The sequence below is a fragment of the Helicobacter pylori genome (genome assembly GCF_030323545.1).
Taxonomy (GTDB): domain Bacteria; phylum Campylobacterota; class Campylobacteria; order Campylobacterales; family Helicobacteraceae; genus Helicobacter; species Helicobacter pylori_CO.
This window is the reverse complement of the sequence record NZ_CP122954.1, coordinates 212,530-235,973: the sequence shown is the minus strand read 5'-3', so window position 1 is coordinate 235,973 and position 23,444 is coordinate 212,530. Positions and strand designations below refer to the sequence as shown.

At 40.9% G+C, this 23,444-nt stretch carries 35 protein-coding genes; 6 read left to right on the top strand and 29 right to left on the bottom strand.

The annotated features are described in order from the left end of the window. Positions 1-2: 2 nt before the first annotated feature. From rpmJ to rpsJ, 24 genes are all read right to left on the bottom strand, one after another. A complete protein-coding gene (gene rpmJ, locus QAP06_RS01185; protein ID WP_000868340.1) occupies positions 3-116 on the bottom strand; it encodes a 50S ribosomal protein L36 in 114 nt (37 codons plus the stop codon). Positions 117-194: 78 nt separating this feature from the next. Beyond that, a complete protein-coding gene (infA, locus tag QAP06_RS01180) occupies positions 195-413 on the bottom strand; it encodes a translation initiation factor IF-1 (protein WP_000090248.1) in 219 nt (72 codons plus the stop codon). Next, on the bottom strand, positions 413-1,174 hold the full coding sequence (map, locus tag QAP06_RS01175) for a type I methionyl aminopeptidase (protein WP_033587082.1): 762 nt from the start codon (positions 1,172-1,174) through the stop codon (positions 413-415). Before map ends, infA begins: the two co-directional genes overlap by 1 nt. Next, the gene (secY, locus tag QAP06_RS01170) at positions 1,174-2,436 is read right to left on the bottom strand and encodes a preprotein translocase subunit SecY (protein ID WP_001030184.1); all 1,263 of its coding nucleotides are present in this window, start codon (positions 2,434-2,436) and stop codon (positions 1,174-1,176) included. The genes map and secY overlap by 1 nt, the downstream gene beginning before the upstream one ends. Before the next feature lie 37 nt (positions 2,437-2,473). Next, a complete protein-coding gene (gene rplO, locus QAP06_RS01165) occupies positions 2,474-2,875 on the bottom strand; it encodes a 50S ribosomal protein L15 (protein ID WP_001869179.1) in 402 nt (133 codons plus the stop codon). Positions 2,876-2,892: 17 nt separating this feature from the next. Continuing rightward, positions 2,893-3,336 carry a 30S ribosomal protein S5 gene (gene rpsE, locus QAP06_RS01160; RefSeq protein WP_001860543.1) on the bottom strand — a complete coding sequence of 148 codons (444 nt, stop codon included), beginning with the start codon at positions 3,334-3,336 and terminating at the stop codon, positions 2,893-2,895. A 14-nt stretch (positions 3,337-3,350) separates the two neighbouring features. After that, a complete protein-coding gene (gene rplR / locus QAP06_RS01155; protein WP_096521311.1) occupies positions 3,351-3,707 on the bottom strand; it encodes a 50S ribosomal protein L18 in 357 nt (118 codons plus the stop codon). Between the two features lie 13 nt (positions 3,708-3,720). Next, on the bottom strand, positions 3,721-4,257 hold the full coding sequence (rplF, locus tag QAP06_RS01150) for a 50S ribosomal protein L6 (protein ID WP_000086601.1): 537 nt from the start codon (positions 4,255-4,257) through the stop codon (positions 3,721-3,723). Positions 4,258-4,267: 10 nt separating this feature from the next. Continuing rightward, positions 4,268-4,663 (bottom strand): 30S ribosomal protein S8, encoded by a 396-nt coding sequence (rpsH, locus tag QAP06_RS01145; protein ID WP_000245805.1) that lies wholly within the window; start codon positions 4,661-4,663, stop codon positions 4,268-4,270. A gap of 9 nt (positions 4,664-4,672) precedes the next feature. Next, positions 4,673-4,858, bottom strand: coding sequence for a type Z 30S ribosomal protein S14 (locus QAP06_RS01140; RefSeq protein ID WP_001085694.1), 186 nt, complete (start codon positions 4,856-4,858; stop codon positions 4,673-4,675). A 9-nt stretch (positions 4,859-4,867) separates the two neighbouring features. Continuing rightward, complete coding sequence (rplE, locus tag QAP06_RS01135; RefSeq protein ID WP_000467365.1) at positions 4,868-5,413, bottom strand: 50S ribosomal protein L5; 546 nt, start codon at positions 5,411-5,413, stop codon at positions 4,868-4,870. A 12-nt stretch (positions 5,414-5,425) separates the two neighbouring features. Continuing rightward, positions 5,426-5,647, bottom strand: coding sequence for a 50S ribosomal protein L24 (gene rplX / locus QAP06_RS01130; RefSeq protein WP_000834238.1), 222 nt, complete (start codon positions 5,645-5,647; stop codon positions 5,426-5,428). Then, a complete protein-coding gene (gene rplN, locus QAP06_RS01125) occupies positions 5,647-6,015 on the bottom strand; it encodes a 50S ribosomal protein L14 (protein WP_000616110.1) in 369 nt (122 codons plus the stop codon). The genes rplX and rplN overlap by 1 nt, the downstream gene beginning before the upstream one ends. Positions 6,016-6,017: 2 nt before the next feature. Further along, positions 6,018-6,278 carry a 30S ribosomal protein S17 gene (gene rpsQ / locus QAP06_RS01120; RefSeq protein ID WP_001092746.1) on the bottom strand — a complete coding sequence of 87 codons (261 nt, stop codon included), beginning with the start codon at positions 6,276-6,278 and terminating at the stop codon, positions 6,018-6,020. Between the two features lie 13 nt (positions 6,279-6,291). Beyond that, complete coding sequence (rpmC, locus tag QAP06_RS01115; RefSeq protein ID WP_000877884.1) at positions 6,292-6,492, bottom strand: 50S ribosomal protein L29; 201 nt, start codon at positions 6,490-6,492, stop codon at positions 6,292-6,294. Next, a complete protein-coding gene (rplP, locus tag QAP06_RS01110) occupies positions 6,479-6,904 on the bottom strand; it encodes a 50S ribosomal protein L16 (RefSeq protein WP_286465951.1) in 426 nt (141 codons plus the stop codon). Before rplP ends, rpmC begins: the two co-directional genes overlap by 14 nt. A gap of 2 nt (positions 6,905-6,906) precedes the next feature. Next, on the bottom strand, positions 6,907-7,611 hold the full coding sequence (rpsC, locus tag QAP06_RS01105; RefSeq protein ID WP_000529972.1) for a 30S ribosomal protein S3: 705 nt from the start codon (positions 7,609-7,611) through the stop codon (positions 6,907-6,909). 3 nt (positions 7,612-7,614) lie between these two features. After that, complete coding sequence (rplV, locus tag QAP06_RS01100) at positions 7,615-7,983, bottom strand: 50S ribosomal protein L22 (protein ID WP_286465950.1); 369 nt, start codon at positions 7,981-7,983, stop codon at positions 7,615-7,617. Positions 7,984-7,992: 9 nt separating this feature from the next. Beyond that, positions 7,993-8,274, bottom strand: coding sequence for a 30S ribosomal protein S19 (rpsS, locus tag QAP06_RS01095; protein ID WP_000091385.1), 282 nt, complete (start codon positions 8,272-8,274; stop codon positions 7,993-7,995). Between the two features lie 11 nt (positions 8,275-8,285). Beyond that, the gene (rplB, locus tag QAP06_RS01090; RefSeq protein ID WP_020972912.1) at positions 8,286-9,116 is read right to left on the bottom strand and encodes a 50S ribosomal protein L2; all 831 of its coding nucleotides are present in this window, start codon (positions 9,114-9,116) and stop codon (positions 8,286-8,288) included. 15 nt (positions 9,117-9,131) lie between these two features. Then, positions 9,132-9,413 (bottom strand): 50S ribosomal protein L23, encoded by a 282-nt coding sequence (locus tag QAP06_RS01085; RefSeq protein WP_000763613.1) that lies wholly within the window; start codon positions 9,411-9,413, stop codon positions 9,132-9,134. Positions 9,414-9,416: 3 nt separating this feature from the next. Then, positions 9,417-10,064, bottom strand: a complete 648-nt coding sequence (rplD, locus tag QAP06_RS01080; protein ID WP_286465947.1) for a 50S ribosomal protein L4 — start codon at positions 10,062-10,064, stop codon at positions 9,417-9,419. A 34-nt stretch (positions 10,065-10,098) separates the two neighbouring features. Then, entirely contained in the window at positions 10,099-10,674 is a 576-nt protein-coding gene (gene rplC / locus QAP06_RS01075; RefSeq protein WP_000395313.1) for a 50S ribosomal protein L3, read from the bottom strand. A gap of 36 nt (positions 10,675-10,710) precedes the next feature. Beyond that, positions 10,711-11,025 (bottom strand): 30S ribosomal protein S10, encoded by a 315-nt coding sequence (rpsJ, locus tag QAP06_RS01070; protein ID WP_000411561.1) that lies wholly within the window; start codon positions 11,023-11,025, stop codon positions 10,711-10,713. Between the two features lie 210 nt (positions 11,026-11,235). On the opposite strand from rpsJ, the gene QAP06_RS01065 reads away from it, so the two are divergent. Both QAP06_RS01065 and QAP06_RS01060 read left to right on the top strand, forming a co-directional pair. Further along, positions 11,236-12,324 (top strand): ATP-binding protein, encoded by a 1,089-nt coding sequence (locus QAP06_RS01065; RefSeq protein ID WP_286465945.1) that lies wholly within the window; start codon positions 11,236-11,238, stop codon positions 12,322-12,324. A 294-nt stretch (positions 12,325-12,618) separates the two neighbouring features. Then, positions 12,619-13,197, top strand: coding sequence for a hypothetical protein (locus tag QAP06_RS01060; RefSeq protein WP_286465944.1), 579 nt, complete (start codon positions 12,619-12,621; stop codon positions 13,195-13,197). Here the strand turns inward: QAP06_RS01060 and QAP06_RS01055 are convergent. Together QAP06_RS01055 and fumC are read right to left on the bottom strand one after the other, a co-directional pair. Beyond that, the gene (locus tag QAP06_RS01055) at positions 13,183-13,785 is read right to left on the bottom strand and encodes a ribonuclease HII (RefSeq protein WP_286465942.1); all 603 of its coding nucleotides are present in this window, start codon (positions 13,783-13,785) and stop codon (positions 13,183-13,185) included. The two genes, QAP06_RS01060 and QAP06_RS01055, sit on opposite strands and share 15 nt — an antisense overlap. A 60-nt stretch (positions 13,786-13,845) precedes the next feature. Next, positions 13,846-15,237: a class II fumarate hydratase gene (gene fumC, locus QAP06_RS01050; protein ID WP_286465940.1), complete on the bottom strand. Its 1,392-nt coding sequence runs from the start codon at positions 15,235-15,237 to the stop codon at positions 13,846-13,848. 175 nt (positions 15,238-15,412) lie between these two features. Between fumC and crdA the strand changes: the two genes are divergently transcribed. The 4 genes from crdA to QAP06_RS01030 are packed head-to-tail and all read left to right on the top strand — an operon-like array spanning position 15,413 to position 21,145. After that, on the top strand, positions 15,413-15,790 hold the full coding sequence (crdA, locus tag QAP06_RS01045) for a copper resistance determinant CrdA (RefSeq protein WP_286465938.1): 378 nt from the start codon (positions 15,413-15,415) through the stop codon (positions 15,788-15,790). Between the two features lie 4 nt (positions 15,791-15,794). After that, a complete protein-coding gene (gene crdB, locus QAP06_RS01040; protein WP_286465936.1) occupies positions 15,795-17,033 on the top strand; it encodes a copper resistance outer membrane protein CrdB in 1,239 nt (412 codons plus the stop codon). Beyond that, on the top strand, positions 17,030-18,037 hold the full coding sequence (locus QAP06_RS01035) for an efflux RND transporter periplasmic adaptor subunit (protein ID WP_286465934.1): 1,008 nt from the start codon (positions 17,030-17,032) through the stop codon (positions 18,035-18,037). Before crdB ends, QAP06_RS01035 begins: the two co-directional genes overlap by 4 nt. Beyond that, entirely contained in the window at positions 18,038-21,145 is a 3,108-nt protein-coding gene (locus QAP06_RS01030; RefSeq protein WP_286465933.1) for an efflux RND transporter permease subunit, read from the top strand. It abuts the gene before it with no gap. Here QAP06_RS01030 and QAP06_RS01025 read toward each other — a convergent pair. The 3 genes from QAP06_RS01025 to dnaJ are packed head-to-tail and all read right to left on the bottom strand — an operon-like array spanning position 21,126 to position 23,282. Further along, entirely contained in the window at positions 21,126-21,482 is a 357-nt protein-coding gene (locus QAP06_RS01025) for a branched-chain amino acid transporter permease (RefSeq protein ID WP_286465931.1), read from the bottom strand. The genes QAP06_RS01030 and QAP06_RS01025 overlap by 20 nt on opposite strands. After that, positions 21,476-22,162, bottom strand: a complete 687-nt coding sequence (gene azlC / locus QAP06_RS01020) for an azaleucine resistance protein AzlC (protein ID WP_286465930.1) — start codon at positions 22,160-22,162, stop codon at positions 21,476-21,478. Before azlC ends, QAP06_RS01025 begins: the two co-directional genes overlap by 7 nt. Before the next feature lie 10 nt (positions 22,163-22,172). Next, positions 22,173-23,282 (bottom strand): molecular chaperone DnaJ, encoded by a 1,110-nt coding sequence (gene dnaJ / locus QAP06_RS01015; RefSeq protein ID WP_286465929.1) that lies wholly within the window; start codon positions 23,280-23,282, stop codon positions 22,173-22,175. Positions 23,283-23,444: the final 162 nt, after the last annotated feature.

The following is a 23,444-nucleotide window of genomic DNA, read 5'->3' as shown; positions in this document are numbered from 1 at the left end:
CTTTATCCTTGTCTTTGTTTGTGTTTAGGGGTAGTGCAGATCACTCTAATAACGCCCCTTCTTTTAATAATTTTGCACTTATCGCACATCTTTTTCACTGATGGCCTGACTTTCATGATTTTTCTCCTTTGAAAAAATTAGGCACTACTAAAAACTTTTATACTAACATATTTTCATTGAAATAACCCTTAAATTCATTTATATCTAAAAGTTATCCGACCCTTGTCTAAGCTATAGGGCGTAAGCTCTAGCTTGACCCTATCGCCTAAAGCAATCCTAATATAGTGCATGCGCATCTTTCCAGAAATACGACACAACACCACATGCTTATTGTCTAATTCCACCTTAAAAGTGGCGTTAGGCAACGCCTCAATCACTTTCCCATCCACTTCTATAACATCATCTCTTGCCATTAACGCTCCGTAAGAATCACTGCTTTATTGCCAACTATGGCGATAGTATGCTCATGGTGGCTTGTGTTAAGCCCATCCACTGAAACCACGCTCCACTTATCCGCTAGTATTTTGGGCTCGCCTTGTTTTTGACACACCATAGGCTCTAAGCAAAATACCATGCCCTCTTTGATTTTAGGGCCGCTATTAGGTTTGACGCCTTTTTCTAGGTAGTTGGGGATTTCTGGCTCTTCATGGGGTTTTTTACCAATGCCATGCCCGCAAAATCCCTTCAAAGGCACAAAGCCCCTTTCTACAATAGCGCCCTCTAAAATCTGACTCAACTCCTTAAAATGCATGCCCACTCTAATTGAATTAATGGCATGCATTAAGCTCTCTTTGGAGCAAGCGAGCAATTTTTCATCTTGCAAACTTATTGCGCCTATAGGAAGCGTGAGGGCCGAATCGCCATAATAGCCATCCACCTCCACCCCCAAATCCAAGCCTATAATATCCCCTTCTTGCAAAACATAATCCGTAGGAATGCCATGAATAACCACTTCATTTAAAGACATGCACACAGAGTTGGGGAATCCATACAGCCCCTTAAAAGCCGGCCTAGCATGAGAGGATTTGATAAAATCTTCAGCCATTTTATCCAACTCTAAAAGTGAAACCCCAGGCCTTACTTCTCGCTCTAAAAGGGCTAACGCTTGAGCGGTCAATTCCCCGGCTTTTCTTAGAGCTTTAATTTCTTTTGGGCTTTTAATAGAGATCGCCATTAAAAGCCTACCGCGCTTAAAGTTTTATACTTGCTCATATAAATTTGCGCTTCAATCTTTTTCATGGTGTCAATAGCGACCTGAACCACAATCAGCACCGCCGTGCCTCCAAAGTAAAAAGGCACGCCCATAGCCTTAACCAAAATCCAAGGCACGGTAGAGATAAGTGCTAAATACAATGAACCCCATAAAGTGAGCTTACTCGCTACAGAATTTAAAAACGATGAAGTCCCCTCTCCAGGCCTAAGTCCTGGAACATACCCGCCATTACGCCTTAAATTATCCGCAATATCCTTAGAATTGAACACGATAGAAGAATAAAAGTAAGCAAAAAAGATAATGAGCAAAAACATCAAAATATTATACGCATACCCTTGCGGGCTTAAAAAATCCGCAATCGCTTGCAAGGTTTTGTTGCTTGTGGCTTGCTGTAAAATCGTAGAAGGGAACACGAGCAAAGCTGAAGCGAAAATAGGGGGGATCACCCCGCTTAAATTCAACTTAATGGGAATGTAATTCATGATGCGCTTGTTTTGGTTTTGCATCACCACTTTACGCGCATAAGAAATAGGGATCCTGCGCTCGGCTAATTCCACATAGATAATCGCAAAAATAGTCGCTAAAACAATCAGCACAATACCAATGAGCATTAAGATATTGATAACGCCCGTATTGACCAAGTTGAATGTGCCTGAAATAGCTGACGGAATCCCTGAAACAATCCCAGCAAAAATAATGAGACTGATCCCATTCCCCACGCCCCTTTGCGTGATCTGCTCCCCTATCCACATGAGTAGCATCGTCCCTGTAAGCATAGAAAACGCTGAAACGATCATAAAGACTTGCATATCAATCATGATCGCTCCATTGGCTCCTCCGCTAATACTCCTTAACCCCACTGAAACGCTCACCGCTTGGATTAGAGTGATTAAAATGGTCAAATAGCGCACAATTTGCATGTATTTTTGCATGCCGTCTCGCTCTTTTTTCATTTTAGCCAGGTTGGGGAAAGTCGCGCTCAAAAGCTCCATGATAATTGAAGAAGTGATATAGGGCATGATACCCAAAGAGATGATGCTCAAGCGAGAAACCGCATTCCCGCTAAACATGTTAAACAACCCCAAAGCGTTGTTGGAATTGCTGTCAAAAAAAGCCTTGATCGCCGCTAAATCTACGCCAGGAATGGGGATATAAGCTAAGACTCTGTAGAGAAATAAAAAACCCAAAGTGATGAGTATCTTACTGGCAATAGCTTTATTCATAATAACTTATTCCTCTCCAATCAAGCTGATAAGGGCATTACTTCTGCCCGCTTGTTTTGATTCTCTCATCTTTAATTTTAGAAGCCAGGTTTTTAGCGTCTTTACCAATCAACTTCACGCCTTCAATATATAGGGGGAAATGGTGTAAAGCGCGCAAGCTTGAAAAAGTGATTTCTTCTAAATCCTTAATCGCTCCATTCTTTTCTACATTGATAGAATAGATATGAGAATCTTTAGTCCTAAAACCTATTTTAGGCAAACGGCGCTGTAAGGGTTGTTGCCCCCCTTCAAAGCCTCTTTTAGCCTTATAGCCTGTCCTTGCGGTTTGGCCTTTACCGCCTCTTGTGGCCGTCTTTCCCATACCACTTCCTTGACCACGACCCACTCGTTTGATTTTTTTAACGCTACCTTTAGCCGGTTTTAAATTTTCTAATCCCATCATCATATCCTTTTTAACTACGCCTTGATTTTTGCTAAAGCGTCAAAAGTCGCGCGCACCACATTATAGGGGTTGTTGGAGCCTAAAGATTTGGTGAGAATATCCTTAATGCCTGCTAATTCCACGATAGGGCGCGTTGAACCCCCAGCAATCACTCCCGTTCCCTCACTGGCTGGTTTGAGTAAAATACGGCTTGCGTTGTATTTATGCTCAATGTCATGAGCGATAGTCGTGCCTTTAATGGTTACATGAATTAGGTTTTTAAACGCATCATCTACCGCTTTTTTAATCGCATCAGGGACTTCCTTAGCCTTGCCCAAGCCAAAGCCTACAAGCCCATTTTTATTGCCCACAACCACTAGAGCGTTAAAACGAAACCGCCTACCGCCCTTAACCACTTTGGTTACACGACCAATATTCACAACGACTTCTTGAAACTCTTCTCTGTTAATCTCTTCCATACCTTTCCTTTCTGTCATAGAGCGATCCCATTCTCTCTCAAGCTTTCAGCAAACGCTGCCACCACGCCATGATAGAGATAACCATTCCTGTCATAAACCGCTCGCTCAATCCCTGCTTTTTTTAATTCTTCAGCAAAGAGAGTGCCTAATTTTTTAGCGTCTTCTTGCGTGTTTTTAAAGCCCATTTTCCTGCCGTCAATATGCGTTATGGTGCTTTGTTTAACATCATCAATCGCTTGTGCATAGAAATAGCGATTCGAACGAAAAACGCTCACCCTAGGCCTTAACGCATCGCCCACGAGCTTGCTTTTAATCCTTAATTTTCGGCGATCTCTTAAGGCTTTCTTTTTATACAATGCTTTTGCGTTCATCACTTCACCTTATTTATTTTTTAGCTGTTTTACCAGCTTTTCTAATAATGACTTCATTGCTGTATTTCACGCCCTTGCCCTTGTATGGCTCTGGGGGTCTGAAGCTCCTGATTTCAGCGGCGACTTGCCCTACTTTTTGCTTATCGCTCCCTTTGATCGTGATCGTGTTTTTTTCCACCACCATTTCAATCCCCGCTGGAATGGGGTATTTCACCGGGTGGCTAAAACCCAAACTCAAATCCAAAGTTTTATTGCCCAAAGCCACCTTATAGCCCACGCCATTGACTTCTAAAGTCTTACTGAAACCGGCACTTAAGCCTGTTACAATGTTGTTGGCTAACGCCCCATAAGTCCCCCAATAAGCCCTAGACTGCGCGTCTTCGCCCACAGGCTGGAAGCTCAATTGGTTGTTTTCAAGCGTGATTTTCACGCGGTTGTGAGTTTCTAACTCATGCTTTTCTTTGCTGTTTTTAAAAAGAAGCTTACTCCCTTCCACGCTCGCTTGCACAGAGCTTGGAATTTCAATGATTCTTTTCCCAATTCTTGACATTTCTAATCCTTTACCAAATGCTGCAAAGCACTTCGCCACCGACATTCTGTCTGTAAGCTTCTTCGTTGGTGATCACCCCTTTAGAAGTGCTTACCACAATCACGCCATAGCCATTTTTAAAGCGCTTCAACTCGTTTTTTTGCTTATACACACGACGACCGGGCTTGCTTAAGCGCTTCACTTCGCTGATTTTTGAATGCCCTTTTTCATCATAAGCCAATTGCACATAAACCGATTGTTTCTTGTCTTTATCTTTGACATTGAAATCTTTAATGAAACCTTTTTCTTTAAAAATCTCTAAAATAGAAACCACGATCTTTGCGTAATAAAGCTGTGTGAATTCCAAGCGGCGCATAGAAGCGTTTCTCAAACGAGTTAATGAATCTGCAATTATATCATTTACCATATCTTATCCTTACCAACTGGCTTTTCTCAAGCCTGGGATGAGTCCCTCACTGCCCATTTTTCTTAGGCACACCCTACAAAGTCCAAAATCCCTATAAACCGAATGAGGTCTCCCGCAAATGCGGCATCTGGTATAAGCCCTTACTTGAAATTTTGGTTTCCTTTGAGCCTTTGCTATCATTGATTTTTTAGCCATATTAACCCCTTATCTCACTTTTGCAAAAGGCAATCCAAGCAATTCTAACAGCTTGAACGCTTCTTTATCGTTGTCTGTAGAAGTTACCATAGTGATGTTCATGCCATGACTGACCATAATATCATCATAAACCACTTCCGGGAAAATCAACTGCTCATTGATCCCAAAGGTGTAATTCCCGCGCCCATCAAAACCATTCCGTGAAATCCCTCTAAAGTCTTTCACTCTGGGTAACGAAATCACAATCAGCTTTTCTAAGAAATTATACATGCGTTTATTCCTTAAGGTAACTTTCGCCCCTACCGCCATGCCTTCTCTGATCTTAAAGCCTGCAACGGATTTTTTCGCTTTAGTGATAACCGCCTTTTGCCCTGCAATCAAAGAAATCGTTTGCGCGATATTTTGCATGATTTTCATGTCTTTTGCATGAGCCCCAGCGCCCACGCTGATAACGATTTTTTCTAGCTTGGGCAAAAGCATGGGGTTTTTGATGTCTAATTCTTGAGCGAGTTTTGCCCTCACTTCATTTTGATAAAATTGTTTCAAACCAAACATGTATCCAACTCCTTAGGCTTTCTTCACATTGGAAATGTGCATGGGCTTTTCTTTATGGATAAAGCCCCCTTTAGGGTTATCATCAGTAGGTTTAATCGCTTTTTTCACCACTTTACACCCTTCAACAACCACTTGAGAAGTCTTAGGCAACACCGCTAAAACCTTAGCGACCTTACCCTTATCGTCTCCTGCAATGACTTTCACCATGTCATTTTTTTTGATTTCGCTTTTCATTATACAACCTCCGGCGCTAGAGAAATAATTTTCATGAAATTAGCGTAACGCACTTCTCGGCTCACTGGCCCAAAAATCCTTGTGCCAACCGGATCTTTTTTAGCGTCCAAAATCACCGCTGCATTGTCATCAAAACGCACCAAAGAACCATTTTTCCTTTGGATTTCTTTTTTCGTTCTCACCACAACGGCTTTCACCACCTGGCCTCGTTTCACCTTGCCATTAGGGATAGCTTTTTTCACGGAAGCCACGATCACGCTACCCACGCTCGCATAGCGTTTGTGGCTGCCTCCTAACACCTTAATGCACATGATTTCTTTAGCGCCGCTATTGTCAGCGACGTTCAATCTTGTAAAACTCTGTATCATGCTTATACTCCCACTACTAAAATTTCTTTAAGCGTGAAAGACTTGGTTTTAGAAAGCGGTCTGCACTCAATCGCGCTCACAAAATCCCCTACTTTCACCTGATTGTTTTCATCATGAATGGTGTATTTTTTGAACTTTTTAACAATCTTGCGGTATTTTTCATGCACCACTTTTCTTTCCACAAGAATCACAGCGCTTTTTTCAGCAAACTTGCTGATGACCTTGCCTTGCACTAACCTCTTATGCGGCTCTTTCGTATTCATTGCTTACCCTTTTTTACTCAACGCTAGAAGAATAATGCGCATTAATGGCCGTGTTAATGCGAGCGATATTTCTTCTGGCTTTCTTAATCTCGTTAGGATTACTCAATTGCATAGCCTTTAATTTAACGCGTAACTCAAAAAGCTCCGCTTTCTTAGCATGCAACAACTCTTCTAATTCCTTGATACTCTTATCTTTCAATTCAGTATATTTCATTTTCGCTCTCACAAGTTACAATTTTGGTTTTAAAAGGAAGTTTGCTCTGAGCTAACGCTAAAGCTTCTCTCGCTAATCCTTCTTCAATGCCTAGCATTTCATAAACGATTCTGCCCGGTTTGATATTCATCACCCATTTTTCCACAGAGCCTTTACCTTTACCCATCCTGGTTTCTAAAGGTTTAGCGGTCAAAGGCTTATCGGGAAACACTCTAATCCACACCTTACCCGCTCTTTTAATGTGCCTTGTCATGGCCACCCTTGCGGATTCAATCTGGCGTGAATCAATCCTCCCATGCTCTATGGCTTTAATCGCAATATCCCCAAACGTAATGGAGTTACCACGATGGGCTTTCCCACGATTGCGCCCTTTCATTTGCTTTCTGTATTTTGTTCTTTTTGGCATTAACATGATTATTGCCTCCCTCTTCTGCTTCTTCTAGGCTCTCTTTCTTCTTTAGCCTCTTCTTTTTTCTCAAATTGGATGCCTTTTTGCAAAACTTCCCCTTTGAAAATCCACACTTTCACGCCAATAATACCATATACCGTCATCGCTTCAGCAAAGCCGTAATCAATCTTAGCCCTTAAGGTGTGTAAAGGCACGCGCCCTTCCATATACCATTCGGTGCGAGCGATTTCAGCCCCTGCTAAACGGCCAGAAACGCGCACCTTGATCCCTTTAGCGCCGGATTTTAACGCCGCTTGCATGACCTTTTTCATCGCGCGGCGGAAAGCGACCCTTTTTTCTAGCTGGGTGGCTACATTTTCTGCGGCTAATTGGGCGTCAGCTTGGGGGCGTTTGACTTCTTTAATATTAATGGAGACTTCTTTTTTGATGAGCGTTTTTAGGCCTTCTTTGACTTTTTCAATATCCACGCCTTTTTTACCAATGATAAGCCCTGGGCGAGCCGCTACGACCGTAACGCGCAGTTTTTTAGCCGCTCTTTCAATCACAATCTCGCTCACGCCAGCGTAATAAAGCTCTTTTTTAAGGAATTTCCTAATCTTATTGTCTTCATCAATATTGCTTGGAGCGGTGCGAGCGCTAGGGAACCATCTGGAAGTCCAATTCCTATTAATACCTAATCTTAAACCTACCGGATTAACTTTTTGTCCCATGCCCTACTTACCTTCTGCTTGATTTTTTTTATGGCTTTTAGAAGATTTCATTTCTTTCCTTTCTGCTACTTCTACGAATACATGAGATGTTGGCTTTCTAATGGCTGTGGCTCTGCCTTTAGCCCTTGGAATGGAGCGCCTAAGCACAGGGCCAACATCCACTCTGCAAGAAACAATCAGAGCGCTCTTGGCGTCTAAAGAGCCGTTAGCGACCGCAGAAGCCACCACTTTTGAAAGCACTCTAGCCGCTTTATTGGGCGTAAACTCCAAACTAGCGATCGCTAATTCAGCGTTCATGCCTTGAATCTGTCTTGCAATCAATCTGGCTTTGGTAGGAGATAACCGCACAAATTTTAATAACGCTTTACTCATTCTACCCCCTTACTTGCCAATCTTTTTTTGGACACTGCCTTTGTGCCCTTTAAAAGTTCTTGTAGGAGCGAATTCCCCTAACTTATAACCCACATGGTTTTCTGTGATATACACAGGGACAAAAACCCTTCCGTTATGCACATTATAAGTAAAACCAATCATTTCAGGCAAAATGGTGCTTCTTCTAGACCATGTTTTAATCGGGCGGTTATCCTTACCCTCTTTTGCCTTGAGCGTTTTTTTCATCAAGTGGTCGTCTATAAAAGGACCCTTTTTAATTGACCTAGACATTCTTTAACCCTTTATTTATGTTTCTTTCTGGAAATGATGAGCTTGTCGCTAGCTTTTTTCTTTCTCGTTTTATAGCCCTTAGCTGGAGTTCCCCAAGGCGATACAGGATGACCGCTTGTCCCTGTTTTACCCTCACCCCCACCATGCGGGTGATCCACTGGGTTCATCGCGCTCCCACGAGTTTGTGGGCGGATGCCTCTGTGGCGGTTACGCCCTGCCTTACCGATAGAGACATTGATAAAATCCTCATTCCCTACCACGCCAATACTCGCCATGCATTCGCTTAAAATGTAGCGCATTTCAGAGCTTGGCATCCTGAGAATAGTGTATTTGTTTTCTCTACCCATGATTTGAGCGCTCATCCCCGCGCTTCTGGCTAATTGCCCGCCAGCCCCTGGATGCATTTCAATATTATGCACCACCGTTCCTATAGGGATATTTTTTAACTTCATCGCAAAGCCCGCTTTAATATCCAAACCGCCTTCAGCAGCGATAACGCTATCGCCCACTTTCAAACCGCTTGGCTGTAAAATATAGCGTTTATCCCCATCAGGATAGACTATAAGAGCGATGCGTGCGTTTCTGTAAGGATCATACTCAATCGCAGCCACTTTCCCTTCAATATTGTATTTGTTGCGCTTGAAATCAATAATGCGGTAGAGTTTTTTAGCCCCTCTCTCTTTGTGGCGGCTGGTGATGCGCCCGTTATTGTTTCTCCCTGCTGTTGCTTTAAGCTTAGTGAGTAAGCCTTTGACACTGCTTTTTGCGGTAATGTCTTTGGAGTCCAACACCGACATGAAGCGTCTGCTTGGGGTGTAGGGCTTATAAGTTTTAATCGCCATAACGCTTTCTCCTTTCTACGCGCCAAGGGCGGCAATGCTAGCGCCCTCTGGAACTTTCACATAAAATTTCTTAAACGACTTTCTTTGTCCAAGCTTCCCTCTAAAGCGTTTCACCTTACCCTCTTGTTTCAAAGAATTGATTTTCAAAGGCTCAAAGCCAAAGTAAGTTTTAAACACTTCTTTGAGCTGGTTTTTGGTTACATTTTGAGCCGTTTGGACCACTAAAACGCCTTTTTCTTGCAATCCTAATGACTTTTCAGTGTAAAGAATTGACTTTATATCCATGATGTCTGCCATTTTTTACTCCTCTGTCTTATCTTGCACCACATGCTGAAACGCCGCTTCTTCCATCACGACAGAGCTAAACGCCGCTAAAAGATAAGCGTTCAACTCATTCACATCAACAATAAGGCATTTTTTAAGGTTGCTAAAGGCTAACTCGGTGTATTCGTCCATGTTCATGCACACAAACAAAGTGTCTCGTTGCTCCAAAGCCTGGAACATTTGGTTGGCTTCTTTAGTCAAATGCTTCCTTTTATTGTCTTCAACCACGCCTTTTATAGCGATTTTTTCCACCACAAAAAGCTTGTTCGCTTGCGCTTTTTCTTCTAAAGCGTATTCTAAAGCCAAGCGTTTTTGTTTTTTGTTGATTTTAAGGTTGTAATTGCGCTTATTCGTAGCCCCATGAGAGACACCCCCACCCACAAACACAGGCGAAGTGATGCTCCCTGCTCTGGCTCTTCCGCCCCCTTTTTGCGCCCAAGGCTTCCTACCGCCCCCGCTCACTTCAGTGCGGTTTTTACTTTTAGCGGTATTAGCGCGCGCAGAAGATAAATAATGTTTCACATAAAGATAGAGATTATGGCTGTTGATACCCTCATATCTTTTAGGTAACTCCACGCTACCCTTTTCTTTCAAATGGCTGTCTAAAACGATGGCCTTACTCATATCAAACCCTTTATATTATATTCAATGTATGGTTTTATACCGCTCTAATGCGTCCATAAGCCCCAGAAAAGCCGGCCACTGAACCCTTTAGCACTAACACCATACTTTCTTTATCAAAAGAGAGCACCTCGTTTTGGCAAGTAACTAGCTCATTGCCATAATGCCCTGCCATTTTCCTGCCCTTTTGCACTCTTCCTGGCCATTCTCTGTTACCAATAGAACCAGGACGGCGGTGGAAACGGCTCCCATGAGCTGCAGGCCCGCCTTGGAAATTCCAACGCTTCATCACCCCCGCAAAGCCTCTTCCCTTAGTTTTAAAGCTCGCTTTAACCCTTTTAAGCGTTTCTAAAGCGCTCAAATCCAAATCGCCCAACTCTTTTTGTTGGGAAGCTTTTAAGGTAGCGAAATGGTTAAACTCTTTACTGAGCTGGTATTTCTTTTGCTGGCCTTCAATCGCCTTATTGTGTTTTTTATGCATCGCATAGGCCACTAAAGCTTTCCCATTTTCTAGCTGGCACACTTTCGCTTGCAAGACTTTAAGCAAGGTTACAGGCGTGCTGTTAGCGTCAATCGTGCGGCTCATGCCTATCTTTTGAACTAAAAATTCCATATCTAACCCTTATTTTATTATCTCAATGCGTTAGGACTACTTCGTTTCCATAGAGGTTACTTCTACATCCACTTCAGGAGCTAAATCCAACTTCATCAAGCTATCCACGGTTTCTGGGGTGGCCGAAATAATATCAATCAATCGGCTATAAACCCTAATCTCAAACTGCTCTCTTGAATCCTTATTGACATGCGGGGAGCGTAAAACGGTGTAACGCTTATTCTTAGTCGGTAAAGGGATAGGCCCTCTAATTTCAGAACCTGAACGCTTTACGGCTTCCACGATAGCCACAACAGAGCGATCCAACACTCTATGGTCATAAGCTTTGAGCTTCAACCTGATTTTTTCCATAAACTCTCCTAAAAGAACTCGTTTTATCCGTTACTAAAAAACAGAATAAAACAATAAAATAAAAACTGAAATACTACTCAAAATGCGCTATTTAGTCAATAACTTTTGCTATTTTTAGGGCTTTTTAGAGATTTTTACTTCCTTTTTATAAGGAAATATAAAAAAAGGCGCTACGATTATCTTAATCCAATCTCATTTGAAAGGAAGTTCATGCCCCTTTCTTGCTTGCACCCTTTTGGGCCTTTTGAAACCCCTAAAGAGCCGGCCTTAAACAACCCGCTTTTAAAGGCGCCTTCAAGCGATAAAATCTGTCTTTTAGGGCCGATGAAATCCGGTAAAACCACTTTCGCCCTCAAATTAGCGAAGGATTTTAAAAACCCTGTGTATATCAATTACAACGACATGCGTTTGAATAAAAACATTCTAAGCTCATGGCTTTTAAAATGGCATTTAGAAAAGAAAATGGATTTGCTCATTTTAGATCGTATTGACCGCCTAGATTTCAGCCTGCCAAAGCTTCCTAAAATCGTTCTTATCCCTAATTATTTAAGCCCCATAACAGCGCCCAATTTTAGCTTATGCTATGCGTTAGGGTTGGATTTTAAAGAATATATTAGCTTTTTCAAACCCAACACCCCTAAAAACACCCTGTTTAACCGCTTTTTAAGAGACGGCAACGCTTTAGATTCGCTTTTTATAGAAAACGAGAAAGAAAAAATCCTAAAAAAACAAGAAAATATCAAATCAATCTTTCAAGCTTACGCCCCCTTGATGGCTAAAATCTGCTCGCATCAATCTAAGTTTGTGAGCGCTTTTTATCTTTATACGCAACTCAAAAAAGAGCTTAAGATCTCTAAAGACACCCTTTATAAATTGTTACATGCGCTAGAAAAACAACGCATCATTTTTTTAGCCCCCAGTTTTGAAAACAATAAAACCAAATTGTATCTGTGCGATTTTGCCTTGCCTTATAGCCTGACTTCCAGCCCTTCGCTTTTAAATATTTTTGAAAACATGGTTTTTTTAGAGCTTTACAAGCAATTCCCAAATCATGAGCTTTACTCCCATGATAATGGGATTTTTATCTTGCGCGAAAACGCCACCAACAAGCTCTCTCTCATCGCCCACGCTTTCCCCACGCCCCATTTTTTAGAAAAACAGCTTTTATGGTGCCATAAACATGGGTTTTTAAACATTGCAGTCGTTTCTATCAACGCCCCTATTTTGGCAGCTAATGCCCCCTACAAACACCTTAATTTCATTGATTTTTCTTTGGATATTCAATCTATTTTGGTATAATAATTAATTGTATTTATGTATTTATGTATTTATGTATTTATGTATTTATGTATTTATGTATTTATGTATTTATGTATTTATGTATTTATGTATTTATGTATTTATGTATTTATGTATTTATGTATTTATGTATTTAATATTATTACTCACATTTTTAGATTATTATTGCATATTTTTATTTTTTTTTAAGCTAACTGACTATAAGCTATCCTAGTATTTCGCCTTTTTGAGAAATACCACCCACCCTAAAAGCGTAGGGCGTTTTTAATATTCTTTTATAGAAAGGAAGTTATAATGAATGCATTGAAAAAATTAAGTTTCTGCGCCTTGTTATCCCTAGGCCTCTTCGCTCAAACAGCGCATGCTGAGAGTTTGAAAGACACGATTAACTATCCTAGTTGGCTTAAAATCAATCTTTTTGACGAAAAGAACCCGCCCAATCAATATGTCGGATCGGCTTCAATTTCTGGTAAAAGGAACGATTTTTACGCCAATTACATCCCCTATGATGACAAATTGCCCTCTGAAAAAAACGCTGAAGAAATCGCTCTTTTAAGGGCCAGAATGAACGCTTACAGCACTTTAGAAAGCGTTTTAATCACAAAAATGCGTAATCGCATTTGTAAAGTGCTTCAAATTAAAAATAATGTTATCAGCCATTTATTCGGGTTGGTTGATTTTTTAACGTCTAAATCCATTTTGGCTAAAAGGTTCGTGGATACCACCAACCATCGTGTGTATGTCATGGTGCAATTCCCTTTCATTCAGCCTGAAGACTTAATCGCTTACTTTAAAGCCAAGCGCATCGACCTTTCTCCAACGAGTGCTACCAATCTCAGCACCCTTTTGAACAAGGCGTTATTCCACATCTAAGAGTTTGGGGTTTAAGATGCGGTTTTTAAGCGTGAAGCTATGCCGATGAAAAGGCGTAGCCCCTAGCTTAACAATCGCTTCTATATGTTGTTTAGTCCCATACCCGCAATTCTTATCCCAGCCGTATCCCTTAAACAAAGCGTGCAATTGCCGCATTTCTTTGTCCTTAAAGGCTTTCGCTAAAACAGACGCCATAGCGATTTGAGCGATCTTTTCATCGCCCTTGATGATGGTTTGTATATTGGGGTAGTGTTTGTTCAAGCCAAACGCCGTGTTGCCGTCTATTTTTATCCCATTGGCTAAAGAGCAAGCATTTTCTAAAATTTCTTGCACAGCGAGCTTCAAACACGCCCCTAAGCCCAAGCTATCAATTTCATTCGCGCTTTTTTTAACCACAAAAAACCCCACCTCACCATGCGATTTGATTTTGTCTTCTAAGAAAAAGCGCTTTTTGGGGCTGAGCTTCTTGCTATCCTTAAGCCCCATTTTTAGAAATTCTAAGGCTGTTTTTTCACTGCACACCACTCCCGCCACAAAAAGCGAACCGGCCAAACACCCCCTACCCGCTTCATCAATGCCTAAAATCATTGATACGCAACCAAATGAGTGGCTTTTTCAGGATTCATCTCATGTGCCCGCTAAAGGTTTTCACGCCTTAGACCCGATCATCTTTTCAGGCACCACGAATTTGTCAAAATCTTCAGCGCTTAGGAGTTTCAATTCCAGCGCGCTTTCTTTTAAAGAAATGCCTTTTTTGTGGGCGTTTTTAGCGATTTTAGCGGCGTTTTCATAGCCTACATGCGGGTTTAGAGCGGTTACTAGCATTAAAGAATGGTGCAAATAATAATCAATTTTTTCTCTATTAGGCTCAATACCGCTCGCGCAATGGATGTTAAAACTTTCCATGCTATCGCTCAACAGCCTTAAACTTTGCAAGAAATTATAAATAATCACCGGTTTAAACACATTCAGTTCAAAATTACCCTGACTGGCCGCAATGCCAATAGCGGTATCATTCCCCATCACTTGCACGGCCACCATTGTCATCGCTTCGCATTGCGTGGGATTGACTTTACCGGGCATAATGGAGCTGCCCGGCTCGTTTTCAGGGATATTAAGCTCGCCCAAACCACAGCGCGGCCCGCTCGCAAGCCATCTAATATCGTTAGCGATTTTCATTAGATTCGCCGCTAAAGCCTTAAAAGCCCCATGCGCATAAGCGATAGCGTCATGGCTAGTGAGCGCATGGAATTTATTGGGCGCAGAAATGAATTTCACGCCGCTAAACTGGCTCAATTCTTCAGCCACTTTTTCACTCAATTCTTTATGAGCGTTTAGCCCTGTGCCTACGGCAGTCCCACCTATGGCTAATTCCCTTAAATGCTCCAAACTCTCTAAAATTTGTTGTTTAGAATGCTCTAACATGCTCGCATACCCGCTAAATTCTTGCCCCAAAGTTAAAGGCGTAGCGTCTTGTAAATGCGTGCGCCCGATTTTGACAATCTCTTTAAATTGCTGGCTTTTGTCTTTAAAGGTTTTTAACAGATTCTCTAAACTGGGCAGTAACTTATGCGTGATTTCTAGCACGCTCACAATGTGCATTGCGGTGGGGAAAGTGTCGTTGGAGCTTTGAGACATGTTCACATCATCGTTAGGGTGGATGAGTTTTTTCTCCCTGAAATTACCCCCTAAAATTTCTGTAGCCTTATTGGCAATGACTTCATTGAGATTCATATTCGTTTGAGTCCCGCTCCCTGTTTGCCATATCGCTAACGGGAATTCGCCGCACAGCTCGCCTTTTAAAATGCAATCGCACGCCTTGATAATGGCTTGTGATTTTTCTGGGCTTAATTTCCCTAATTTGTGGTTGACAACCGCCAGACTCCTTTTGAGTTTAGCAAACGCGCCAATGAGTTCTTTAGGCATTTTTTCGGTGCCGATTTTAAAGTTTTCAAGACTGCGTTGCGTTTGAGCCCCCCAGTATTGGCTATCATCCACTTGAATTTCGCCCATCGTGTCATGTTCAATTCTAAATTGCATACTAATCCTTTGAAATTTGATTTTAAAACCTTAAAAAAATAGCATAAACTCTTATACCTTCTACTTAAAAACCCTAATTTTTTTAAAAACCATTTCCACAATTTTTACACAAAAGAGGGTTATCATTCGTTCGCAACAAGAATTTTCTTGTTATCTTAATTTAAAGGTCAAAACGATGAAAAAGTTAGCCGCTTTATTTTTAATAAGCGTGTTGGGGGTTATGAGTTTAAACGCATGGGAGCAAACCCTAAAAGCCAATGACTTGGAAGTGAAAATCAAATCCGTGGGTAACCCCATTAAAGGCGATAACACTTTCGTGCTTAGCCCCACTTTAAAAGGTAAAGCTTTAGAAAAAGCTATCGTTAGGGTGCAGTTTATGATGCCTGAAATGCCTGGCATGCCAATGATGAAAGAAATGGCGCAAGTGAGTGAAAAAAACGGCATTTATGAAGCTAAAACCAATCTTTCTATGAACGGGACATGGCAGGTGAGGGTGGATATTAAATCTAAAGAGGGCCAGGTTTATCGCGCTAAAACAAGCCTGGATTTATAAGAGCATGCTGTCTTTTATAAGCGCGTTTTATAAGGGGGGCGTTTTGATACGCCTTATAAGAGCTTTTTTACTGCTTTTTAGTTTGGGTTTTGCTAAAGATTTAGAAATCCAATCTTTTGTGGCTAAATACCTTTCTAAAAATCAAAAAATACAAGCCTTACAAGAGCAAATTGACGCTTTAAATTCTCAAGAAAAAGTCGTTAGCAAGTGGGATAACCCTATCTTGTATTTAGGCTATAACAACGCTAATGTGAGCGATTTTTTCAGGCTGGATAGCACCTTGATGCAAAACATGAGTTTGGGTTTGTCTCAAAAAGTGGATTTAAATGGTAAAAAACTCACGCAATCTCAAATGATCAATCTAGAAAAACAAAAAAAGATATTAGAGCTTAAAAAAACCAAGCAGCAATTAGTGATCAATTTAATGATAAGCGGCATTGAAAACTATAAAAACCAACAAGAAATAGAGCTTTTAAACACAGCGATTAAAAATTTAGAAAACACCCTTTATCAAGCCAACCATTCCAGTTCGCCTAATTTAATAGCAATCGCTAAATTAGAAATTTTAAAATCGCAATTAGAAATCAAAAAAAACAATTTAGAAGAAGCGCTCTCTAGCAGCCATTATTCCATGGGTGAATTGACTTTTAAAGAAAACGAGCTTTTAAGCATTGCTCCTAAAAATTTTGAATTTAATCATGAGCAAGAGCTGTATAACATTAGCGCCACTAATTACGATATTGCGATCGCCAGGCTTGATGAAGAAAAAGCGCAAAAAGACATCACTTTGGCTAAAAAAAGCTTTTTAGAAGATGTGAATGTTACCGGGGTGTATTATTTCCGCTCCAAACAATACTATAACTACGACATGTTTAGCGTCGCTTTGTCTATCCCTTTGCCCCTTTATGGCAAGCAGGCTAAATTAGTGGAGCAAAAGAAAAAAGAAAGCTTGGTGTTTAAAAGCGAAGTGGAAAACACCAAAAACAAAACGCGCCACCTGGCCCTAAAACTCCTTAAAAAATTAGAAACCTTGCAAAAAAACCTAGAATCGATCAATAAAATCATCAAACAGAATGAAAAAATCGCGCAAATTTATGCGCTTGATTTGAAGTCTAATGGCGATTACAACGCTTATTACAACGCTTTTAATGACAAGATCACTACCCAAATCACCCAGCTTGAAACCTTAAGCGCTCTAAATAGCGCTTATTTGTCTTTACAAAACCTTAAAGGATTAGAATGAAACGGATTTTATGGTTAGCCTTGATTCTATTTTTTAACCCCTTATTCGCTAACGCTCAAGAAACTCAAGAAACTAAAGAAGCTAAAAGCCAAACTCGTTTCAATATTTCCACCACTAAGGTTATAGAAAAAGAATTTTCTCAAAGCCGGCGCTATTATGCGCTTTTGCAGCCTAATGAAGCGCTGATTTTTTCTCAAACCCTGCGTTTTGATGGCTATGTGGAAAAGCTTTATGCGAATAAAACCTATACCCCCATTAAAAAGGGCGATAGGTTATTGAGCGTGTATTCCCCTGAATTAGCGGGCGTTCAAAGCGAATTGCTATCATCATTGAAATTCAACCAGCAAGTGGGAGCGATTAAAGAAAAATTAAAACTACTAGGGCTAGAAAACTCTAGCATTGAAAAAATCATTAGCAGCCATAAAGTCCAAAATGAAATGACTATTTACTCTCGTTTCAGTGGCGTTATTTTTAAAAAAAGCCCGGATCTCAATGAGGGGAGCTTCATTAAAAAAGGGCAAGAGTTGTTTCAAATCATAGATTTAAGCCAATTGTGGGCGCTTGTTAAAGTCAATCAAGAGGATTTAGAGTTTTTAAAAAACACGCATAAAGCGATCTTGTTCGTAGAAGGGATTAAAGGCACGCAAGAAATCACGCTTGAAAACATCAACCCCATCATCAACCCACAAGATAAAATGCTAGAAGCGCGCTTCAATGTGCCTAATGTTAAACAGCTTTATTACCCTAACATGTTCGCTCAAGTAGAAATCTTTCAGAAACCACAAAAAATGAAGATCCTGCCTAAAGAAGCGGTTTTGATTAAGGGGGGGAAAGCTATCGTGTTCAAAAAAGATGATTTTGGTTTAAGCCCGTTAGAAATTAAAGCCGTCCGCTTGAGCGATGGGAGTTATGAAATTTTAGAAGGTTTAAAAGCGGGCGAAGAAGTCGCTAATAACGCTTTATTCGTGCTAGACGCTGACGCTCAAAACAATGGGGATTATTGAATGATAGAAAAAATCATTGATTTAAGCGTTAAAAACAAACTCCTTACCACTTTAGTCACTCTACTCATTTTTTTAGCCTCTTTGTGGGCGATAAAAAGCGTTCGTTTAGACGCTTTGCCAGATTTAAGCCCCGCTCAAGTGGTCGTGCAAATCACTTACCCCAATCAAAGCCCTAAAATCGTGCAAGAACAGGTTACTTACCCGTTAGTTTCTACTTTCATGAGTATCGCTAACATTGACACGGTTAGGGGGATTTCTAGCTATGAAAGCGGCTTGATTTACATCATTTTTAAAGACGGCGTCAATTTGTATTGGGCTAGAGACAGGGTTTTAGAGCAATTAAACCGAGTGAGTAACCTCCCCAAGGACGCTAAAGTGGAAATAGGGAGCGATTCCACTTCTATTGGATGGGCGTATCAATACGCTCTATCTAGCGATAGCAAGAATTTAAGCGATTTGAAAGTCTTGCAAGATTTTTATTACCGCTATGCGCTTTTGGGGGTTGATGGGGTGAGTGAGGTCGCAAGCGTGGGGGGCTTTGTAAAAGATTATGAAGTAACGCTTCAAAACGATTCTTTGATCCGTTATAACTTGAGTTTAGATCAAGTCGCTAACGCGATTAAAAATTCCAATAACGATACCGGTGGGGGGGTTATTTTAGAAAACGGGTTTGAAAAAATCATAAGATCGCATGGTTATATCCAATCTTTGAAGGATTTAGAAGAAATTGTCATTAAAAAAGAAGGGGCTATCCCTTTAAAGATTAAAGATATAGCCAGTGTTAGGCTAGCGCCAAAACCACGCCGAGGGGCTGCCAATCTCAATGGCGATAAGGAAGTGGTGGGGGGGATTGTTATGGTGCGCTATCACGCTGACACTTACAAGGTGCTTAAAGCCATTAAAGAAAAAATCGCCACCCTACAAGCGAGTAACCCTGATGTGAAAATCACCAGCGTGTATGACAGGAGCGAATTGATTGAAAAAGGCATTGACAATTTGATCCACACGCTCATAGAAGAAAGCGTCATTGTGCTAGTCATTATTGCGATTTTTTTACTGCATTTCAGGAGTGCTTTAGTGGTGATTATCACTCTGCCTTTAAGCGTGTGTATTAGCTTCTTGCTCATGCGTTATTTCAATATTGAAGCGAGCATCATGAGTTTAGGGGGCATTGCGATCGCTATAGGGGCGATGGTGGATGCGGCTATTGTGATGGTGGAGAACGCTCACAAGCATTTGCAACACATTGATACAAAAGATGATATCCAAAGGGTTAATGCCATCATGCAAGGGGTTAAGCATGTGGGGGGCGCGATATTTTTTGCTTTAATGATCATCGTGGTTTCTTTCTTGCCAATTTTTGCGCTCACCGGTCAAGAAGAAAGGCTTTTTGCCCCTTTAGCTTACACCAAAACCTTTGCCATGCTAGTAGGAGCGCTGCTTTCTATTACGATAGTCCCTGTTTTAATGGTATGGCTCATTAAAGGGCGGATTTTAGAAGAGTCTAAAAACCCCATTAACGCTTTTTTCATGAAAATTTATGGCGTGAGTTTGAAGGTTGTGCTTAAATTCAGATACGCTTTTTTAATAGCGAGCGTTGTGGGTCTAGGAGGCTTGTATCTAGCGTATAAAAAACTCAACTGGGAATTTATCCCTCAAATCAATGAAGGGGTAATCATGTATATGCCTGTAACGCTTAATGGCGTGGGCATTGACACCGCTTTAGAATATTTGAAAAAAAGTAATAGCGCTATCAAGCGATTGGATTTTGTCAAACAGGTTTTTGGTAAGGTGGGGCGCGCTAACACCAGCACCGATGCAGCTGGTTTAGGAATGATAGAAACCTACATTGAATTAAAGCCACAAAACGAATGGAAAGAAAAGCTCAGTTATAAAGAAGTTAGGGATAAATTAGAAAAAACCCTGCAATTAAAAGGCTTGACCAATTCATGGACTTACCCCATTCGTGGGAGAACGGACATGCTCTTAACCGGGATTAGAACGCCCCTAGGCATCAAGCTCTATGGTAATGACACGGATAAATTACAAGAATTAGCGATCCTTATGGAACAACAGCTCAAAACCCTAAAAGAGAGTTTGTCCGTTTTTGCTGAGCGATCCAATAACGGCTACTACATTACGCTGGATTTGAACGATGAAAATCTGGCTCGTTATGGCATCAATAAAAGTGCTGTGTTAGATGCGATTAAATTCGCTCTAGGCGGAGCCACGCTCACTACCATGATTAAGGGCGTAGAAAGTTATCCCATTTCTTTACGCTTAGAAGACACCGAAAGAAACACCATTGAAAAATTAAAAAACCTCTACATCAAAACCGCTTACAATTACATGCCCTTAAGGGAGTTAGCCCGCATCTATTACGACAACTCGCCAGCGGTGCTAAAAAGCGAAAAGGGCTTGAATGTGAATTTTATTTATATTGTTCCGCAAAATGGTATCAGCTCTGATGCTTACAGACAACTAGCGATAAAAGCGCTAGAAAAAATCCAATTGCCTAACGGGTATTATTATGAATTCAGCGGCGAAAGCCAGTATTTAGAAGAAGCGTTTAAAACCTTACAATACATCGTGCCGGTGAGCGTGTTTATCATTTTTATTTTAATTGTCTTTGCTTTAAAGAATCTCACTAATTCCTTATTATGCTTTTTCACTCTGCCTTTTGCGTTTTTGGGGGGGTTGATTTTTATGAATCTCATGGGTTTTAACATGAGCGTGGCGGCGTTAGTGGGCTTTTTAGCCCTTTTAGGGGTAGCGAGCGAAACGGCTATTGTGATGATTATTTATTTAGAGGATGCGTTTCAAAAATTCATCAAAACCCCTTTAAAAGAGCAAAATAGCGCCGCTTTAAAAGAGGCTATCATGCATGGGGCGGTGCTTAGGGTAAGGCCCAAGCTTATGACCTTTTTTAGCATTTTAGCTTCACTCATTCCGATCATGTATAGCCATGGCACAGGAAGTGAAATCATGAAATCCATCGCTGCGCCCATGCTAGGGGGCATGATAAGCAGCGTTGTTTTAACGCTTTTTATTATCCCTACGGCGTATTTTGTGATCAAAAACGCTAGGGTTAGGAAACATGAATATTAAAAAAAACCTTTTCTAACGCATGGCTTTGGACTAAAACCATATAAAGAATGGTAGGGAGCGTGATGCTTAAAACAAACACCTTAAAAATGCGGTGCAAAAGGATAACGGATAAAAAAGCGGTGATTTCATTGATCCCATAAGGGGGTTTTAAAATGTGAATGTCTTTAAAACAATAGATCACGAGCATGCCTATCACTGAGCATGATAAAGCCCTACCCAAATAACGCACAAAGTCGTTGGGTGGGTTTTTAGAATTAAACACCATAAAAGGCCAGATGCGCGTGAAATAAGTCGTTAATATGATGACTAAAATAATGAGTATAGAATGCATCAACATTCTAACCGCTTTCTAAACAAAATAAGAACAAGCACCATTAAAACTAAAGCGATGAGCAAAAAGTATTCAGTCCCAAAGAGCGCTAAACAAACAACCGCAATAATAATCCCAAGCCATGCGTTTTTATGGTTCGTGGTGCGTTTGTATTGCTCCATAAACAGCACGATAAAAATCGCTGTCATCACAAATTCCATGCCTTGAGTGTCAAAAGAAAAATGCGAACCCACCAACGAACCCACCAACGAGCCAAAAATCCAATAAGAGTGGTTGAGTAAGGAAATGCTAAAAATAAAGTCTTTTTCACTAACCCCCTCTTTAGGAGCGTATAAATTCAATAAAGCAAAGGTTTCATCCGTGAGCGCATGCGCTAAATAGGGCAAACGCCATTGGGTGTTTTTAAATCGATCTAGCATGGAAAGCGCATAACAAGTCTGTCTCGCATTCACTAGCAAGCTCACAATAACGACATTCATCAAGCTCGCTTGCGCGCTTAAAAGCGTGATCGCTACAAATTGCACCGCCCCAGCATAGATGAATAACGACATGAACAAAGCGACTTTATAATCATAGCCATGCTGGACTAAAAGCATTCCAAAAGTCATTCCCATAAGCAAATACCCTAAAAAGATAGAAATGGTATGAGGGAAAGCGTCTTTGAAGGCTTTTAGAAAATCATGCATCAACAACCTTTTATTTAAACCAATCTTTAATTTTAGAAATACAGGTTTCTAAAACGCTTTTATGCGGTTCGCCCTCATAGCCAAAACTCGCATGCAATTTTTCCAATAACCCTTGCTGCTCTTTATTCAAGCTTTTAGGATAAATCACTTGCAACACCACAATCAAACTCCCCCTATAAGAGCTTTCAGGGTGCTTCACGCCCTCGTTTCTAAACGCAAAAGTTTGCCTGTCTTTGGCGTTTCTAGGGATTTTTAATTCCAATTCGCCTCCTCTTAAAGACGGCACTTTAATCGTATGCCCCAAAGCGATAGTGGTGAAAAACACCGGCGCTTCAATGAACAAATCACAGCCTTCGCGCTTGAAATGCTCATCTTCTTTGACTCGCGCTTCTAAATACAAATCCCCTCTTTTCCCCTTCTCGTATTCATTGCCTTTATTTTTAAACACCATGCGGTTTTGATCATCAATGCCCTCAGGGATTATCGCGTCAATTTCTTCATCTTTAAGAATGTAGGTTTTGCCCTTACACGCTTGGCATGGGGTTTTAATGATCTTGCCCTTGCCTTGACACGCCCCACAAGTTTGCGCAAAACTCATAAAACCTTGACGCATAAACACTTGCCCTTGCCCATTACACTGCTTGCAAGTCTCTAGGGCTTTATCTTTAGCGCCCGTGCCATCGCAACTTTCACAGACGCTCTGGTATTGGGCTTTAATGGTTTTTTTACAGCCAAAAACCGCTTCTTTAAAACTCAATTCAATGGTTTGCAAATAATCCGGTGCGATAGAGCTTTTTTGCCTTTTACCTCCCCTAGCGCCAAACCCAAAAGCGTCCTCAAAAAACGAGCCTAAATCTTCAAAAAAATCAGAAAAATCGCTCTGACTCGCACCGGCTTGGTTTAAGCCCTTTTTACCATACCTGTCGTATAAGGCCCGCTTCTTTTCATCGCTTAGCACCCCATAGGCTTCATTGATGAGCTTGAACTTTTCTTCGGCTTCTTTATCGCCGGCGTTTCGGTCCGGGTGGTATTTTAAAGCCAGCTTCCTGTAAGACTTTTTAATGGTCTCTTGGTTGCTGTGTTTTTCCACTTCTAAAATTTCATAATAACTCAATTCCACGATCGCTCCAAAAATGGCATCAAAACGCTTATTTTATCTTAAAAGCGATAATTTTGCGTGTTTTGGTGCATGTCAAAACTTAGATAAAATAACACGATGAAACTATAGTAATAAAGATAACCTTATGAGATTTTTTTGCTTCTTCTTATTTTTTCTAACCTT

Bases quoted from the DNA above. Each gene is read 5' to 3' on its own strand.
- rplV (WP_286465950.1), bottom strand. From the start codon at position 7,983: ATGAGTAAAGCGTTATTAAAATTTGTGCGGTTATCTCCTACCAAAGCC.
- QAP06_RS01140 (WP_001085694.1), bottom strand. From the start codon at position 4,858: ATGGCTAAAAAATCAATGATAGCAAAGGCTCAAAGGAAACCAAAATTT.
- QAP06_RS01055 (WP_286465942.1), bottom strand. From the start codon at position 13,785: ATGATTTTAGGCATTGATGAAGCGGGTAGGGGGTGTTTGGCCGGTTCG.
- rpsS (WP_000091385.1), bottom strand. From the start codon at position 8,274: ATGTCTAGGTCAATTAAAAAGGGTCCTTTTATAGACGACCACTTGATG.
- crdA (WP_286465938.1), top strand. From the start codon at position 15,413: ATGAAAAAGTTAGCCGCTTTATTTTTAATAAGCGTGTTGGGGGTTATG.
- rpsQ (WP_001092746.1), bottom strand. From the start codon at position 6,278: ATGAATACGAAAGAGCCGCATAAGAGGTTAGTGCAAGGCAAGGTCATC.
- rpsH (WP_000245805.1), bottom strand. From the start codon at position 4,663: ATGGTAAATGATATAATTGCAGATTCATTAACTCGTTTGAGAAACGCT.
- fumC (WP_286465940.1), bottom strand. From the start codon at position 15,237: ATGCAATTTAGAATTGAACATGACACGATGGGCGAAATTCAAGTGGAT.
- rpsE (WP_001860543.1), bottom strand. From the start codon at position 3,336: ATGGAAGAGATTAACAGAGAAGAGTTTCAAGAAGTCGTTGTGAATATT.
- rpsC (WP_000529972.1), bottom strand. From the start codon at position 7,611: ATGGGACAAAAAGTTAATCCGGTAGGTTTAAGATTAGGTATTAATAGG.
- rplN (WP_000616110.1), bottom strand. From the start codon at position 6,015: ATGATACAGAGTTTTACAAGATTGAACGTCGCTGACAATAGCGGCGCT.
- rplF (WP_000086601.1), bottom strand. From the start codon at position 4,257: ATGTCAAGAATTGGGAAAAGAATCATTGAAATTCCAAGCTCTGTGCAA.
- rplE (WP_000467365.1), bottom strand. From the start codon at position 5,413: ATGTTTGGTTTGAAACAATTTTATCAAAATGAAGTGAGGGCAAAACTC.
- QAP06_RS01030 (WP_286465933.1), top strand. From the start codon at position 18,038: ATGATAGAAAAAATCATTGATTTAAGCGTTAAAAACAAACTCCTTACC.
- rpmC (WP_000877884.1), bottom strand. From the start codon at position 6,492: ATGAAATATACTGAATTGAAAGATAAGAGTATCAAGGAATTAGAAGAG.
- QAP06_RS01085 (WP_000763613.1), bottom strand. From the start codon at position 9,413: ATGGCAGACATCATGGATATAAAGTCAATTCTTTACACTGAAAAGTCA.
- rpsJ (WP_000411561.1), bottom strand. From the start codon at position 11,025: ATGGAAAAAATCAGGTTGAAGCTCAAAGCTTATGACCATAGAGTGTTG.
- rplP (WP_286465951.1), bottom strand. From the start codon at position 6,904: ATGTTAATGCCAAAAAGAACAAAATACAGAAAGCAAATGAAAGGGCGC.
- QAP06_RS01065 (WP_286465945.1), top strand. From the start codon at position 11,236: ATGCCCCTTTCTTGCTTGCACCCTTTTGGGCCTTTTGAAACCCCTAAA.
- QAP06_RS01035 (WP_286465934.1), top strand. From the start codon at position 17,030: ATGAAACGGATTTTATGGTTAGCCTTGATTCTATTTTTTAACCCCTTA.
- crdB (WP_286465936.1), top strand. From the start codon at position 15,795: ATGCTGTCTTTTATAAGCGCGTTTTATAAGGGGGGCGTTTTGATACGC.
- rplO (WP_001869179.1), bottom strand. From the start codon at position 2,875: ATGGGATTAGAAAATTTAAAACCGGCTAAAGGTAGCGTTAAAAAAATC.
- map (WP_033587082.1), bottom strand. From the start codon at position 1,174: ATGGCGATCTCTATTAAAAGCCCAAAAGAAATTAAAGCTCTAAGAAAA.
- infA (WP_000090248.1), bottom strand. From the start codon at position 413: ATGGCAAGAGATGATGTTATAGAAGTGGATGGGAAAGTGATTGAGGCG.
- rplB (WP_020972912.1), bottom strand. From the start codon at position 9,116: ATGGCGATTAAAACTTATAAGCCCTACACCCCAAGCAGACGCTTCATG.
- QAP06_RS01060 (WP_286465944.1), top strand. From the start codon at position 12,619: ATGAATGCATTGAAAAAATTAAGTTTCTGCGCCTTGTTATCCCTAGGC.
- azlC (WP_286465930.1), bottom strand. From the start codon at position 22,162: ATGCATGATTTTCTAAAAGCCTTCAAAGACGCTTTCCCTCATACCATT.
- rplX (WP_000834238.1), bottom strand. From the start codon at position 5,647: ATGAAAAGCGAAATCAAAAAAAATGACATGGTGAAAGTCATTGCAGGA.
- QAP06_RS01025 (WP_286465931.1), bottom strand. From the start codon at position 21,482: ATGTTGATGCATTCTATACTCATTATTTTAGTCATCATATTAACGACT.
- rplR (WP_096521311.1), bottom strand. From the start codon at position 3,707: ATGAACGCAAAAGCATTGTATAAAAAGAAAGCCTTAAGAGATCGCCGA.
- rplC (WP_000395313.1), bottom strand. From the start codon at position 10,674: ATGGAATTTTTAGTTCAAAAGATAGGCATGAGCCGCACGATTGACGCT.
- secY (WP_001030184.1), bottom strand. From the start codon at position 2,436: ATGAATAAAGCTATTGCCAGTAAGATACTCATCACTTTGGGTTTTTTA.
- rpmJ (WP_000868340.1), bottom strand. From the start codon at position 116: ATGAAAGTCAGGCCATCAGTGAAAAAGATGTGCGATAAGTGCAAAATT.
- rplD (WP_286465947.1), bottom strand. From the start codon at position 10,064: ATGAGTAAGGCCATCGTTTTAGACAGCCATTTGAAAGAAAAGGGTAGC.